The sequence below is a fragment of the Roseateles sp. P1_C6 genome, from assembly GCF_056406315.1.
Window position 1 is genome coordinate 213,983 of sequence record NZ_JBFUAK010000012.1, and the last position, 12,536, is coordinate 226,518.

Consider the following 12,536-nt stretch of genomic DNA (forward strand, 5'->3'; position numbering starts at 1 on the left):
CCGTCCGACCGCTCGACGGACCTAAGCTCCGTCGGTCACAGCCGTGCTGCCAGCGTCGTCCCCTGCAGGATGGCCCGCTTCGCATCCAGCTCGCCGGCCTCCAGCGCGCCGCCGATCAGGTGCACGCTGACACCGGCGGCCTTCAGCGGCGCCTCCAGTTCGCGCAGCGGTTCCTGGCCGGCGCACAGCACGATGCTGTCGGCCTCGATCAGCTGGGTGTCCGCCCGTTTTTCGCCATAGCTGACCCACAGGCCCTCGGGCGTGATCTGCTCGTAGTTGACGCTGGCCAGCATGTCGACGTTCTTCATCTTCAGCGCCGCGCGGTGGATCCAGCCGGTCGTCTTGCCCAGGCCCGCGCCGGGTTTGCCGGCCTTGCGCTGCAGCAGCGTGATCTGACGCGTGGGCGCGTCCGGCGCCGGCCGCAGCAGGCCGGCGCGCACCTCGCTCGGGTCGCCCACGCCCCAGTGCTTGCGCCACGCGGCCGGGTCCAGCGTCAGCGAGTGGCCGGCCTCCAGCAGGTACTCGGCCACGTCAAAGCCGATGCCGCCCGCGCCGACGATGGCCACGCGGCCGCCCACCGGCTTCTCGTGCCGCAGTACGTCGATGTAGCTCAGCACCTGGCCGCGGGCCATGCCCGCGTCCTGGCCCTTGATCTTCGGGTCGCGCGCGCTGACGCCGGTGGCCAGCAACACCTCGTCGAAACCTTTCAGCGCGTCCGCATCGGCGCGCGTGTTCAGCCGCAGCGCCACGCCGGTGACCTCGATGCGGCGGCGGAAGTAGCGCAGCGTCTCGCTGAACTCCTCCTTGCCGGGGATGCGCCTAGCCATGTTGAACTGACCGCCGATCTCGTGGGCGCCGTCGAACAGCGTCACCGCATGGCCGCGCTCGGCCAGCGTCGTTGCCGCCGCCAAACCCGCCGGGCCCGCGCCGACGACGGCGATGCGCTTCTTCGCGCCATTCACAGGACGCAGCACGATCTCCTGCTCGTACGCCGCGCGCGGGTTCACGAGGCAAGTCGAGATCTTCTGCGCGAAGGTGTGATCCAGGCAGGCCTGGTTACAGGCAATGCAGGTGTTGATCTCGTCCGCCCTGCCCTGGCGGGCCTTCTTGACGAACTCCGAGTCGGCCAGAAACGGCCGTGCCATGGACACCATGTCGGCCGAGCCGTCCGCCAGCACGCCCTCGGCCACCTCCGGCGTGTTGATGCGGTTGCTGGTGATCAGCGGCGTCGTGATGCCCTCGGCGCGCAGCTGGGCCCGGAGTTTTGCGGTGACCCACGCGAAGCCCGCGCGCGGCACGCTGGTCGCAATGGTCGGGATGCGCGCCTCGTGCCAGCCGATGCCGGTGTTGATGAGGGTCGCCCCGCCCCGGGCCACGCGCCGGCCCAGCTCCACGACCTCCTCCCAGCTGCTGCCGTTGGGCACCAGGTCCAGCATGGACAGGCGGTAGATGATGATGAAGTCCGGCCCCACGGCCTCGCGCATGCGGGCCAGGATCTCCAGCGGCAGCCGCATGCGGTTCTCATAAGCGCCGCCCCAGTCGTCGTCGCGCTGGTTGGTGTGCTTGACGAGGAACTGGTTGATGAAATAACCCTCGGAGCCCATCACCTCCACGCCGTCGTAGCCGGCCTCGCGGGCCAGCCTGGCGCAGCGGATGAAGGCGCGGATCTGGCGTTCGACGCCTCGCGCGCTCAGCTCGCGCGGCGTGAACGGCGAGATCGGGCTCTGGATGCGCGACGGCGCCACGCACAGCGGCGAGTAGCCGTAGCGGCCCGTGTGCAGGATCTGCAGCGCGATCTTGCCGCCCTCGGCATGCACGGCGTCCGTGATGATCTTGTGGCGCCGCGCCGCGCCCGAGGTGGCCAGCGTGCCGGCAAACGGCTTGGCCCAGCCCTCGATGTTGGGCGCAAAGCCCCCGGTCACGATCAACCCCACCTCACCGCGTGCCCGCTCGGCAAAGAACACCGCCATGCGCTCGAAATGCTTGCGGCCGTCCTCCAGCCCGGTGTGCATGCTGCCCATCAGCACGCGGTTCTTCAGCGTCGTGAAGCCGAGGTCCAGGGGGGCGAGGAGGTGGGGATAGTTCATGCGGCGCATGCTAGCGACGCGGGGCCGCATAAATTGGAGTGTTCTCCTCACCCCAGCGGTGAGCGCGCAGCAACAGTTCTTCACCCGCTGCTAGATGGTGGAAATCGCAGGATCTCCGGCTTGGGTTCTAATCGCGAGTCCGCGTTCATGGCCGCACTTGTCAATGGGTGCCCGGCGGTTTGGTTTTTTCGGAGAGTTCTCGATGCGATTCACCCCCTGGGCCACGCGACTGGTCCTGACGCTGAGCCTGTCGGCCACTGCATTCCTGACCGCCTGCGGCGGCGGCGGCGGCGGCGGCAGCAACACGCAGGTTCGCCTGCTCAATGCCACGCGTTCCTACGCCCAGCTGGATCTGACGGTCAACGACAAGACCATCAACAGCAAGGTGGCCTACGCCACCGCCGGCGAGTACGGCTCCGTGGACACCAACGCCACGGCCACCAAGGTGCTGGAGAGCAGTGTCGGCACCAGCATTTCGGCGACGACGCCCACGCTGAAGGGCGGCACCAACTACACCTACATCAGCTACGGCTTCGCCGGTGCCATCCGCACGTCGCTGCTGGAGGAAGGCGAGACGGTGCCCGAAGCCAACAAGGCCAAGCTGATCGTGCTGAACCTGGCCCCGGATGCTGGCGCGCTGGACGTCTATGTGACGACCGCCACCGAAGACATCAACACCGCCACCGCGCTGACCACCAACCTGCAGGGCGGCGCCGGCAGCGGCTACGTCCAGATCAACTCGGGCACCTTCCGCGTCCGCGTGACCGGCTACAACAAGCGCACCGACCTGCGCCTGGACATCCCGGCCATCACGCTGGATTCGGCCAGCGTCAACACGCTGGTCCTGACGGCTTCGGACGGCGGCGTGCTGGTCAACGGCATCACGCTCGTGCAGAAGGGCGCGGTCAAGAACTTCGCCAACACGCAAAGCCGCGTGCGCACCGTCGCCGCGCTGACCAACGGCGGCACCGTCGGCTCGTCCATCAACGGCCAAGCCATGTTCGGCAGCCCCGCGATCAGCCCGCTGATCAGCGAGTACGTGACCACCGCCTCGGGCGCCAGCACGCTGGCCGCCACCGTCAACGGCGCCAGCTTCAGCTTCACGCCCCCGACGCTGGCCGCTGGTGGCGACTACACCCTGCTGGTCTGGGGTGACGCGGCCGCGCCCAAGATGTCCGTGATCAGCGACGACAACCGCCTGCCCACTGTCAGCGGCAACGTGAAGATCCGCCTCGTCAACGCGCTGCCCACCGTCAGCTCGTCGCTGAACGTGGACTTCAGCGCCCTGGCCTCCAACGTGGCGCCCGGCGCGGTCTCCGCCGTCGGCAGCATCTCGTCGACGACGACCTCGCAGGTTGACGTCACGGTGCCGACCTCGGCGACGTCCATCTACACCAACGCCACGCTGGCCTTCCCGGCCAACAGCGTCTGGACCTTCTTCGCGGTGCCCAGCGCCACGGCGGCCCAGGGCATGACCGCGCTGCCCAAGCGCGAGCGTCCGTAAGCTCCGGCGCTCTCCGCAAAAGCCCCCGTGCCCACCGGCCGGGGGCTTTTTTCATGGCCGGCTGGCGCGAAGATGGCGCCATGTCCACGCCCACCCGCTTCCACCTGCAGCGCCTGCGCCTGCTGTGGCGCAGCGCCGGCTGGCCCAGCCAGGATCTCGTCGAGGTGGAGCTGCTGGCGGCCGGCTGGGTCGAGCGCCTGCAGGAGCCCGACGGCCGTGAACGCCTGCGCGTGACCGATGCCGGCGTCGCCGCACTGGCCGCGTCGCTGCAGAAGAACCGCGCCATGCGCGACGCCCACGAGACCCTGGTCGAGCGCGTCGCCATCGAGATGCAGCGCGCCGGCCGCATCGCCTGGCGCGGCCTGAGCCTGCGCGCCGGGCTGCCGCAGGAGGACGGCAAGATGCTGTGGGTCAACGCGATGCCCGACGTCTATTCCATCCGCCACAGCACGGTGGAGGACTACCTCGAACCGGCCATCCACGAAATCAAGGTCAGCCGCGCCGACCTGCTGGGCGAGCTGCGCCGCCCGGCCAAGTCCGCCGCCTACCGGGCGCTGTGCGGCCAGTGCTGGTTCGTGCTGAAGGCCGGCATCGCCGAGCCCGATGAGATCCCGCCCGAGTACGGCGTGCTGATCGGCCACGCCGGCCATCTCGAACTCGCCCGCCCGGCGCCCAGGCGCGCCTGCAAGCCCGACTTCGCAACCTGGATGGCGCTGGCGCGCGCGACGCCGCTGCCGCCGCCCGACGACGATCCACAATCGCCGCTCTAGCCTGCCGCAATCGCCATGGCCGCCGCCAACAAGACCGTCCCGACCGACACCGATGTCGACGCGCACTTCGATGCCCAGCCCGAGGCGCGCGCGACGGACTGCCGGCAGCTCGCGGCGTTGATGCAGCGCGTCAGCGGTCATCCGCCGCGCATGTGGGGTCGCATGGTGGGCTTTGGTGACCACCACTACGTCTACGACAGTGGCCGCGAGGGCGACATCTTCGAGATCGGCTTTGCCAGCGGCGCGGGCGGCAAGGGCGACATCAGCCTGTACCTGAACGTCGGCTGCCTCCCCGCCGAGTGCGAGGCCTTGCTCGCGCGGCTGGGCAAGCACCGCCAGGGCAAGGGCTGTGTCTACGTCAAGCGCCTCGCGGATGTGGACCTGGGCGTGCTGGAGCAGCTGTGCGTCGCCGCACTGCGCGAGGCGCGCGCATGAGCGGCGCCCTGCTGGACGTCCGCTGCCCGCGCTGTGGAGGCGGCTTCGAGTGCGGCGTCAATGCGGGGCACTGCGACTGCTTCGGCATCCGCCTGACCGATGCGTTGCGCGCCGAACTGGCCGCGCACTACCCCGACCGCTGCCTGTGCATGCGCTGCCTGCGCGACGTGATGGCCAGTGCCAGCGCCGAACCGCTTCAACCCGTGATCGGTTCTGCCAACGCCTCGGGCTGACCGGCCGCCGCCACCTGGGCCAGGTAGCCCGCCAGGCGGGCCGTGTCGCAGTGCACCGTCAGCGCGCTGACGCGGCCCCAGCGCAGCTCGAACTCGTGCATGCCGACATTGCTGCCCTCGGCGCCGCCCGGCAGCTGGAAGCGGTCGCGCCAGCCGACCACGGCGCGCGTGCGCCAGGGCCAGCCGCTGACCCAGATGCCGTCCACCTCGAAGCGCAGCCCCGGCAGCAGCCGCTGCAGCCGGCCGTACCAGCGCGTGGTCGCGGCCAGGTCGCGGCGCTCGCCGCCCAACGCATGGCTGCCGACCATGCGGTGGCGGTGCTCGGCGGCGAACTGCGCGGGGATGCCGTCGTAGCGGCCGGCGTTCAGGTCGGCGAACGCGGCCAGCAGCTTGCGGCGAACGATGGCGTGGTACATGGCGGCTCCTCGAGGCTGACTGATCTTGACGATGTCAAGATTGCGCAAGTATCAGCCGCGATCTTGCGCGTGGCAAGATGCCGCGCATGCCCAAGCCCGCCACCGACCGCGCCCCGCGCCCCCGTGCCAAGCCGGCCGGCGTCTATCACCACGGCGATTTGCGCGAGACCTTGCTGGACGCCGCCGAGGCGCTGCTGGCCCAGCGCGGCGCCGCGGCCTTGAGCCTGCGCGACGTCGCGCGCGGCGCCGGCGTGTCGCATGCGGCGCCCTACCATCACTTCGCCGGCCTGCCCGAGCTGCTGGCCGCGTTGGCCGAGCGCAGCTTCCAGCAGCTGGGCGCGGCCATGCAGGCCGGCGTCGATGCCCACCCGGCCGATGCGCGCGAGCAGCTGCTGGCCATTGCCACCGCCTACGTCGAGTTCGCACGCCGCCGGCCGGCGCGTTTCCGGCTGATGTTCGGCCCCGTGCTGGCCTCGCGGCGCCAGCACCCGGGCCTGGACCGTGCGGCCGAGGCGTCGTTCCGCGTGCTGCTGGATGCGGCCACGCGTCTCGATGCCGCGTCCGGCCCGCTGATCGCGCTGACCGGCTGGAGCCTGGCCCATGGCCTGTCGCACCTGAGCCTGGACGCCGCCTTCGACGGCCTGCCGCTGCCCGGCCCGCTGCCCGAACCCGCCGAGCTGGTGCGGTTGATGAGCGCCAAGGTCCTGGGGGCTTAGGCATGATGGCCGGATGTCCGCCCTCGACCGCATCGCACCGCCGCTGTTCATCTTCATCTGGGCCACCGGCTACATCGTCGCCAAGCTGGCGGCGCCCTACGCCGACCCGCTGACCTTCCTGAGCTGGCGCTACGCCGGTGTCGTCGTGCTGATGCTGGGCCTGGCGCTGGCGGCGCGCGCGCCCTGGCCCACGCGGCGCGACATGCTGCACCTGGCCCTCGCCGGCATCGCCATCCAGGCGCTGTACCTGGGCGGTGTCTGGGTCGCCATCCGGCAAGGCCTGCCGGCCGGCACCGCGGCGTTGATCGTCAACCTGCAGCCGGTGCTGGTGGCCGCGCTCGCGCCGCTGATCGGCGAGCGCGTGTCGCCGCGCCAATGGGCGGGCGTGGCGCTGGGCCTGGCGGGCGTGGTCCTCGTCATCTGGCACAAGCTCAACCTGGGCAGCAGCTACGGCGCGCCATTGCTGCTGTGCCTGATGGCGCTGCTGGCCATCACGGCCGGCACGCTGTACCAGAAGCGCTTCGTGCCGCAGTTCGACCTGCGCACCGGCCAGGTGGTGCAGTTCGCGGCCTCGCTGGCGGTGACGCTGCCGCTGGCCTGGGCACTGGAGCCCATGCGCATCGAATGGAACGCGCAGGTCTTCGTCGCCATGGCCTGGAGCATCCTGGTGCTGACGGCGGGTGGCATCAGCCTGATGTTCTACATGCTGCGCCACGGCCGCGTGACGGCCGTGTCAAGCACCATGTATCTGGTGCCCTCTGTCACCTCGGTGATGGCGTGGTTGCTGTTCGGCGAGACACTGGGCGCACAAGCCATCGCCGGCATGGGCGTGACGCTGCTCGGCGTCTACCTGGTCGTCGCGAAGAAAACGGAGACCCTGTCATGACGCGAGCACATCACAAGTTCTGGCCGGTGCGCGTGCCGCACGCGATCAGCCCGCCGGCCACCGCGCTGCCGGACAACCTGCTCGTCAGCGCGCGCCGCTTTCCGCAGCGGCCGGCGTTGGTCTTCCTCGGCCACACGACCACCTATGCCGAGCTGGCCGCCCAGGTACAGCGCCTGGCCGCCTGGCTGGCGGCGCGCGGCATCCAGCGCGGCGACCGTGTGTTGGTGGGCCTGCAGAACTGCCCGCAGCTGGTCGTGGCCCACTACGCCATCCTCAGCGCCAACGCCGTCGTCGTGCCCGTCAACCCGATGAACCGCGCGGCCGAGCTGCGCCACCTGATCGAGGACAGTGGCGCCGTGTTCGCCATCACCAGCGCCGACCTCAGCGCCGAATGGCTGGCCGCCGGCATGCCGGCCAAGGACTTGCTCGTGACCCGCTTGGCCGAGGTGCTGCCCGACGGCCGCAGCGATGGTGCCGGCCTGCCGCCGAGCTGGGCCGACTGGCTCAACGCCGACATCGCCCTGCCCGCCGGCACGCCCTGCTGGGCCGAGGCCCTGGCCTGCACGGCCACGCCGCCCACGCTGGAGGTCGGCGCCGATGACCTCGCGCTGCTGCCCTACACCAGCGGCACCACCGGCAACCCCAAGGGCTGCATGCACAAGCACAGCAGCCTGCAGCACAACATCTTTGCCGGCGGCCTGTGGGCCAACGTCTGTCATGAGGACGTGGTGCTGGGCGTCGTGCCCATGTTCCACATCACCGGCATGGTCGTCGTCATGCACGGCACGCTGGCCGCCGGCGCCAGCCTCGTGTTGATGCCGCGCTGGCAGCGCGAGTACGCCGCCCGCCTCATCGCCACGCACCGCGTCACGCGCTGGACCAACATCCCCACCATGGTCATCGACCTGCTGGCCAGCCCCGAGGTGGACAGCTTCGACTTGAGCAGCATGGCCACCATCGGCGGCGGCGGCGCCGCCATGCCGCAGGCCATCGCCGAGCGGCTGTGGCAGCGCTATGGCCTGCGCTACATGGAAGGCTATGGCCTCACCGAGACGGCCGCGCCCAGCCACAGCAACCCCTACGACGCGCCCAAGCAGCAATGCCTGGGTGTGCCCTACCTGAGCTGCGACGCCCGCGTCGTCGACCCCGACACGCTGCGCGAGCTGCCGGTCGGCGAGCCCGGCGAAATCATCGTCTGCGGGCCCATGGTGTTCGACGGCTACTGGCGTCACCCGGACGCGACGCGCGCCGCCTTCATCGAGTTCGAAGGCCGGCGCTTCTTCCGCACCGGCGACATCGGCTTCGTCGACGCGGACGGTTATTTCTTCATGACCGACCGCCTCAAGCGCATGATCAATGCGAGCGGCTTCAAGGTCTGGCCGGCCGAGGTCGAGAACCTGATGCACGCCCACCCGGGCATCGCCGAGGCCTGCATCATCTCCGCGCCCGACGCCTACCGCGGCGAGACCGTCAAGGCCGTCGTCGTGCGGCGCGCGGGGCATGAAGCGTTGACGGAAGACCAGCTGCGCGACTGGTGCCGCGCCAACATGGCCGTCTACAAGGTGCCGGCCCTCATCGAGTTCGTCGACACCCTGCCCAAGAGCGGCGCGGGCAAGGTCATGTGGCGGGCGCTGCAGGATCGAGAGAGGGCCAGGGGCTGATGGACGCGGCGCGCTGGCAGCGGGCCTGGCAGGCGCTGGGCGCCCGCGGCGGCGACGCGCTGCATGCCGAGCTGCTGGCCCGTTATGCCGAGCCGCACCGGGCGTATCACGCGCAACAGCATCTGGCCGAATGCCTGGCGCTGTTCGACGAGGCGCGCCACCTTGCCCGGCGACCGGCCGAGATCGAGGTCGCGCTGTGGTTCCACGACGCGATCTATGACGTGCACCGCCATGACAACGAGGCATTGAGTGCCGACTGGGCGCGCGCCGCGCTGCTGGCGGCCGGCGCCTCGGCCGATGTGGCCGCGCGCGTGGAGGCGATGGTGCTGGCCACGCGCCACAGCGTCGCGCCGCAAACCGCCGATGAGCAGCTGCTCGTGGACATCGACCTCGCCATCCTGGGCGCGGCGCCGGCTCGCTTCGCCGAGTACGAGGCGCAGATCCGCCGTGAGTACGCCCACGTGCCGCCAGCGCTGTTCAACGAGAAGCGAGGCGCCATCCTTGCGGGCTTTCTTGCCCGCCCGGTGCTGTACGGCACCGAGCCCTTGCGCCGGCGCTTGGAGGCGCCGGCTCGGCAGAACCTGCGACTCGCACTTGCCGGCGTGGCGCCCGGCCGCTGAGGCTGCTCAGGCCGTGGCCTGCTGGCGGGCGCGGCCCGGGGCCGGGGCCTTGGCCAGCAGCAGGTACAGCAGCGGCCCGAAGGACCCGGCGGCCACCGTCAGCAGCGCGAACGGCCAGACCGTGCGGCCCGTGTGCCGGGCATCGCGCCAGATGAAGCCCAGCGCGATGAAGGACATGAGGACCAGGTCCAGCAGCACCTGCCAGGCGCCCAGGCTGCTCATGCCCGCCTGCCAGATGCCGAGGTAGCCGACCTCCCACATCACGTAGCTTGAAAAGGCACCGAAGGCGGCGAGAGCGAGGATCAGAACGGTTCGCATGGTGATCTCCTTTGCGGGTGGTTGAAGCGTTGGGGTGGCGTCATGGTCGGCAGCCGGGCGCATGGCCGCAATGACCTGGCAGGTCATAGCCGCCGCGTGGGTGCGCCCGCAGAATGGCCGCATGACGACCACCCTCGCCGCCCTGCGCAAGTCGCGTCGCGTCAGCCAGCTGGAGCTGTCGCTGCGCACCGGCGTGTCGCAACGCCACCTCAGCTGCATCGAGACCGGCCGCTCGCGCGCCGGCCGCGAGACGCTCATCGCCCTGCTCGACGCCCTGGGCGCGACGCTGGAGGAGCGCAACCAGGCCTTGCTGGCCGCCGGCTACGCGCCGGCCCACACCGAGCGCGCGCTGGACGCGCCCGAGATGGCGCCCGTGCGCGCCGCGCTGGCGCAGCTGCTGCACGCGCACGACCCCACGCCCGCGCTGGTGCTGGACGGTGAATACAACCTCGTCATGGCCAATGCCGGCCTGGCGCGGCTGCTCTCGCTGCTGGGCCTGCCGGCCGAGGCCATGCTCGGCCAGCCGTTGAACCTGCTGCGTGCCATCTTTGCGCCCGAGGGCCTGCGTGCGCTGTGCGTCAACGAGGCCGAGCTGTGCGGCGAGATGTGGGCCCGCGCCAGCCGCGAGGCCGAGCACCTGCCGCGGCTGCGCGCGTTGCTGGACGAGTTGCGGCCCACGCTGCGACCCTGGGGCGCCGTCGAGGCCAGCGGCCTGCCGGTGCTGGCGCTGCGCCTGCGCGCGGCGGACGGGCGGGTGCTGAGCTTCTTCTCCGCGTTCACGAGCTTTGGCACGCCGCTGGACATCACGCTGGCGTCGCTCAAGGTCGAGCATCTGTTCCCGACCGACGAGCTGACCCGCCAGGCGCTGCTGGCGACGGTCCAGCCGGGCGGCGGTCTCGCCGCTTCGTAGACGGGCCGGGAGGCTCTGTCCGGCCAGCCGTCCGGTTGGGCGGGTTGTGGACTTTGGCAAAACAAGTGCGGACTGAAGCCCGTATTCCGTCCGGCTCGGGCTGCCTATCGTTCAGTCACCGCAACCCACTTTCTGGAGTCCCCATGAAAACCGTCCTCATCACCGGCTGCTCTTCCGGATATGGCCTGGCGACCGCTCGCCACTTCCACGCGATGGGCTGGCAGGTCGTCGCGACCATGCGCCAGCCGCGCGCCGATCTGCTGCCCCGGTCGGAGCGCATGCGCGTCCTTGCGCTGGATGTGACCGACGCCGAAAGCATCGCCGCAGCCGTCCGGGCCGCAGGTCCCATCGACGTGCTGGTCAACAACGCCGGCATCGGCGTCGTGGGCGCGTTCGAGGCCATGTCGGCGGCGCTGGCGCGCGAAGTGTTCGACACCAACACTTTCGGCGTCATGGCGCTCATGCAGGCCGTCATCCCGCAGTTCCGCGAGCGCGGTGCGGGCGTCATCGTCAACGTGACGTCCAGCGCCACGCTGGCGTCCTTCCCGCTCGCGGGTGTCTACACGGCCAGCAAGACGGCGGTGGAGGGGCTGACCGGTTCGGTCGCGCCCGAGCTGGCGGCCTTCGGCATCCGCGTGAAGCTGGTGCAGCCGGGCTACGGGCCCAGCACCCGCTTCGCCGAGAACGGCGGCCAGCGCATGCAAGGCCTGATCCCGGACGCCTACCAGCCCTTTGCCGACCCTATCTTCACGGCGTTCGCCAACCCGGGTGCGGTGACCACCGAGGCCGATGTCGCCCAGGCCGTGTGGCAGGCCGCGAACGACGCGACCGAGCGGCTTCACTTCGCCGCCGGCGCGGACGCCGTCGCGCTGGCCCGCGCGCTGGGGCGGCCGTGAGGGCGGGCGGCGCGCTCTACCTCGGCGTCGTCCTGCTGAGCCTGCTGGCGTCGGCCTGCGTGGTCCACGCGCCGCCGCACCCGCCGGCCGCACAGAATGCGGCCAGCGAACCCGCGAGGAGCCAGGCCCGATGAACCCGCGAGCCCTTCACCCGACGTGCAGCCCATGAGCGACCCGCTGACCGAGGTGGTGCAGCTGCTGCAGCCGCGCGCGGTGTTCGCCAACCTCATCAGCGGCAAGGGCGCCTGGGCCGTGCGCTTCGCCGAGTACGGCCGGCCCAGCTTCTGCATCATGCTGGCGGGGCACTGCCGCCTGGCCGTGGACGGCCACGAGCCCGTGACCTTCGCGGCCGGTGACTTCGTGCTGCTGCCGGCCACACCGGCGTTCACGATTTCCAGCAGCGAGCCGGCGATGCCTGTGCACCTCGATCCGCACAGCATCGGTGGCAGCGGCGAGGTGCGCTATGGCGCCGTGGGTGGCGAGCCCGACATGCTGTCGCTGGGCGGGGCCTTTCTGTTCGATGCGGCAGACGCCGGCCTGCTGGTATCGCTGCTGCCGGGCGTGGTGCACGTGCAGGGCTCCGCGCGGCTGGCCCAACTGGTGCGCCTGGTGGGCGAGGAGCATGAGCAGCAGCAGCCCGGCAGCGAGTTCGTGCGCGCGCAGCTGGTGGCCTTGATGCTGGTGGAGGCCATGCGCTCGACGACCGCCGGCAGCGCGCCGCCGGGCCTGCTGCGCGGCCTGGGCGACGAGCGCGTGGCCGTCGCGCTGCAGCAGATGCATGCCCGGCCCGAGCAGCCCTGGACCGTCGAGCAGCTCGCCGCCGCGGCGGCGCTGTCACGCTCCGCGTTCTTCGACCGCTTCACGCGCAAGGTGGGCGTCGCGCCGATGGAGTACCTGCTGCGTTGGCGCATGCAGATTGCCAAAGGCTTGCTGCGCCGCGGCGACCTGGGCATTGCCGCAGTCGCCGAGCGCGTGGGCTACGCGTCCACCAGCACCTTCAGCACGGCCTTCCGGCGCCAGCTGGGCCAGTCGCCGCGGCAGTTCATGCGCTCTTCATGACGCGTGCTGGTGCCGCCGGCCGGCT

General features: G+C 70.8%; 14 protein-coding genes. 11 read left to right on the forward strand and 3 right to left on the reverse strand.

Annotation, left to right across the window (positions count from 1 at the left end; translation table 11 throughout):
* Positions 1–35: 35 nt before the first annotated feature.
* Positions 36–2,096 (reverse strand): oxidoreductase, encoded by a 2,061-nt coding sequence (locus AC1D29_RS25255; protein ID WP_477902695.1) that lies wholly within the window; start codon positions 2,094–2,096, stop codon positions 36–38.
* A 193-nt stretch (positions 2,097–2,289) separates the two neighbouring features.
* On the opposite strand from AC1D29_RS25255, the gene AC1D29_RS25260 reads away from it, so the two are divergent.
* The 4 genes from AC1D29_RS25260 (at position 2,290) to AC1D29_RS25275 (ending at position 5,029) form a co-directional block, all read left to right on the forward strand.
* On the forward strand, positions 2,290–3,591 hold the full coding sequence (locus AC1D29_RS25260; protein ID WP_477902697.1) for a DUF4397 domain-containing protein: 1,302 nt from the start codon (positions 2,290–2,292) through the stop codon (positions 3,589–3,591).
* An 80-nt stretch (positions 3,592–3,671) separates the two neighbouring features.
* Positions 3,672–4,361 carry a hypothetical protein gene (locus AC1D29_RS25265; RefSeq protein ID WP_477902699.1) on the forward strand — a complete coding sequence of 230 codons (690 nt, stop codon included), beginning with the start codon at positions 3,672–3,674 and terminating at the stop codon, positions 4,359–4,361.
* 15 nt (positions 4,362–4,376) lie between these two features.
* A complete protein-coding gene (locus tag AC1D29_RS25270) occupies positions 4,377–4,796 on the forward strand; it encodes a DUF1801 domain-containing protein (RefSeq protein ID WP_477902701.1) in 420 nt (139 codons plus the stop codon).
* A complete protein-coding gene (locus AC1D29_RS25275) occupies positions 4,793–5,029 on the forward strand; it encodes a cysteine-rich CWC family protein (protein WP_477902703.1) in 237 nt (78 codons plus the stop codon). The genes AC1D29_RS25270 and AC1D29_RS25275 overlap by 4 nt, the downstream gene beginning before the upstream one ends.
* On the opposite strand, the gene AC1D29_RS25280 is transcribed toward AC1D29_RS25275, so the two are convergent.
* Positions 4,993–5,445 carry a nuclear transport factor 2 family protein gene (locus AC1D29_RS25280; protein ID WP_477902705.1) on the reverse strand — a complete coding sequence of 151 codons (453 nt, stop codon included), beginning with the start codon at positions 5,443–5,445 and terminating at the stop codon, positions 4,993–4,995. The genes AC1D29_RS25275 and AC1D29_RS25280 overlap by 37 nt on opposite strands.
* An 86-nt stretch (positions 5,446–5,531) precedes the next feature.
* On the opposite strand from AC1D29_RS25280, the gene AC1D29_RS25285 reads away from it, so the two are divergent.
* Genes AC1D29_RS25285 through AC1D29_RS25300 form a run of 4 tightly spaced genes read left to right on the forward strand, consistent with a single transcriptional unit; the run spans position 5,532 to position 9,328 of the window.
* Positions 5,532–6,161, forward strand: a complete 630-nt coding sequence (locus tag AC1D29_RS25285; protein WP_477902707.1) for a TetR/AcrR family transcriptional regulator — start codon at positions 5,532–5,534, stop codon at positions 6,159–6,161.
* Between the two features lie 13 nt (positions 6,162–6,174).
* Positions 6,175–7,047, forward strand: coding sequence for a DMT family transporter (locus AC1D29_RS25290; protein ID WP_477902709.1), 873 nt, complete (start codon positions 6,175–6,177; stop codon positions 7,045–7,047).
* Positions 7,044–8,708: a long-chain-fatty-acid--CoA ligase gene (locus AC1D29_RS25295; RefSeq protein ID WP_477902711.1), complete on the forward strand. Its 1,665-nt coding sequence runs from the start codon at positions 7,044–7,046 to the stop codon at positions 8,706–8,708. Before AC1D29_RS25290 ends, AC1D29_RS25295 begins: the two co-directional genes overlap by 4 nt.
* Positions 8,708–9,328 (forward strand): HD domain-containing protein, encoded by a 621-nt coding sequence (locus AC1D29_RS25300; RefSeq protein ID WP_477902713.1) that lies wholly within the window; start codon positions 8,708–8,710, stop codon positions 9,326–9,328. Before AC1D29_RS25295 ends, AC1D29_RS25300 begins: the two co-directional genes overlap by 1 nt.
* A gap of 6 nt (positions 9,329–9,334) precedes the next feature.
* Here the strand turns inward: AC1D29_RS25300 and AC1D29_RS25305 are convergent, their stop codons facing one another.
* On the reverse strand, positions 9,335–9,646 hold the full coding sequence (locus AC1D29_RS25305; RefSeq protein ID WP_477902714.1) for a DUF2834 domain-containing protein: 312 nt from the start codon (positions 9,644–9,646) through the stop codon (positions 9,335–9,337).
* 121 nt (positions 9,647–9,767) lie between these two features.
* Here AC1D29_RS25305 and AC1D29_RS25310 point away from each other — a divergent pair, with 121 nt between their 5' ends.
* From AC1D29_RS25310 to AC1D29_RS25320, 3 genes are all read left to right on the forward strand, one after another.
* Positions 9,768–10,556 carry a helix-turn-helix domain-containing protein gene (locus AC1D29_RS25310; RefSeq protein ID WP_477902715.1) on the forward strand — a complete coding sequence of 263 codons (789 nt, stop codon included), beginning with the start codon at positions 9,768–9,770 and terminating at the stop codon, positions 10,554–10,556.
* Between the two features lie 143 nt (positions 10,557–10,699).
* Positions 10,700–11,452: an SDR family oxidoreductase gene (locus AC1D29_RS25315; RefSeq protein WP_477902716.1), complete on the forward strand. Its 753-nt coding sequence runs from the start codon at positions 10,700–10,702 to the stop codon at positions 11,450–11,452.
* Between the two features lie 165 nt (positions 11,453–11,617).
* Entirely contained in the window at positions 11,618–12,511 is an 894-nt protein-coding gene (locus AC1D29_RS25320) for an AraC family transcriptional regulator (RefSeq protein ID WP_477902718.1), read from the forward strand.
* The last annotated feature ends 25 nt before the right edge of the window (positions 12,512–12,536 follow it).

Coding starts and splice junctions, on each gene's coding strand:
- AC1D29_RS25255 (WP_477902695.1), bottom strand. CDS start 2,096: ATGCGCCGCATGAACTATCCCCACCTCCTCGCCCCCCTGGACCTCGGC.
- AC1D29_RS25260 (WP_477902697.1), top strand. CDS start 2,290: ATGCGATTCACCCCCTGGGCCACGCGACTGGTCCTGACGCTGAGCCTG.
- AC1D29_RS25265 (WP_477902699.1), top strand. CDS start 3,672: ATGTCCACGCCCACCCGCTTCCACCTGCAGCGCCTGCGCCTGCTGTGG.
- AC1D29_RS25270 (WP_477902701.1), top strand. CDS start 4,377: ATGGCCGCCGCCAACAAGACCGTCCCGACCGACACCGATGTCGACGCG.
- AC1D29_RS25275 (WP_477902703.1), top strand. CDS start 4,793: ATGAGCGGCGCCCTGCTGGACGTCCGCTGCCCGCGCTGTGGAGGCGGC.
- AC1D29_RS25280 (WP_477902705.1), bottom strand. CDS start 5,445: ATGTACCACGCCATCGTTCGCCGCAAGCTGCTGGCCGCGTTCGCCGAC.
- AC1D29_RS25285 (WP_477902707.1), top strand. CDS start 5,532: ATGCCCAAGCCCGCCACCGACCGCGCCCCGCGCCCCCGTGCCAAGCCG.
- AC1D29_RS25290 (WP_477902709.1), top strand. CDS start 6,175: ATGTCCGCCCTCGACCGCATCGCACCGCCGCTGTTCATCTTCATCTGG.
- AC1D29_RS25295 (WP_477902711.1), top strand. CDS start 7,044: ATGACGCGAGCACATCACAAGTTCTGGCCGGTGCGCGTGCCGCACGCG.
- AC1D29_RS25300 (WP_477902713.1), top strand. CDS start 8,708: ATGGACGCGGCGCGCTGGCAGCGGGCCTGGCAGGCGCTGGGCGCCCGC.
- AC1D29_RS25305 (WP_477902714.1), bottom strand. CDS start 9,646: ATGCGAACCGTTCTGATCCTCGCTCTCGCCGCCTTCGGTGCCTTTTCA.
- AC1D29_RS25310 (WP_477902715.1), top strand. CDS start 9,768: ATGACGACCACCCTCGCCGCCCTGCGCAAGTCGCGTCGCGTCAGCCAG.
- AC1D29_RS25315 (WP_477902716.1), top strand. CDS start 10,700: ATGAAAACCGTCCTCATCACCGGCTGCTCTTCCGGATATGGCCTGGCG.
- AC1D29_RS25320 (WP_477902718.1), top strand. CDS start 11,618: ATGAGCGACCCGCTGACCGAGGTGGTGCAGCTGCTGCAGCCGCGCGCG.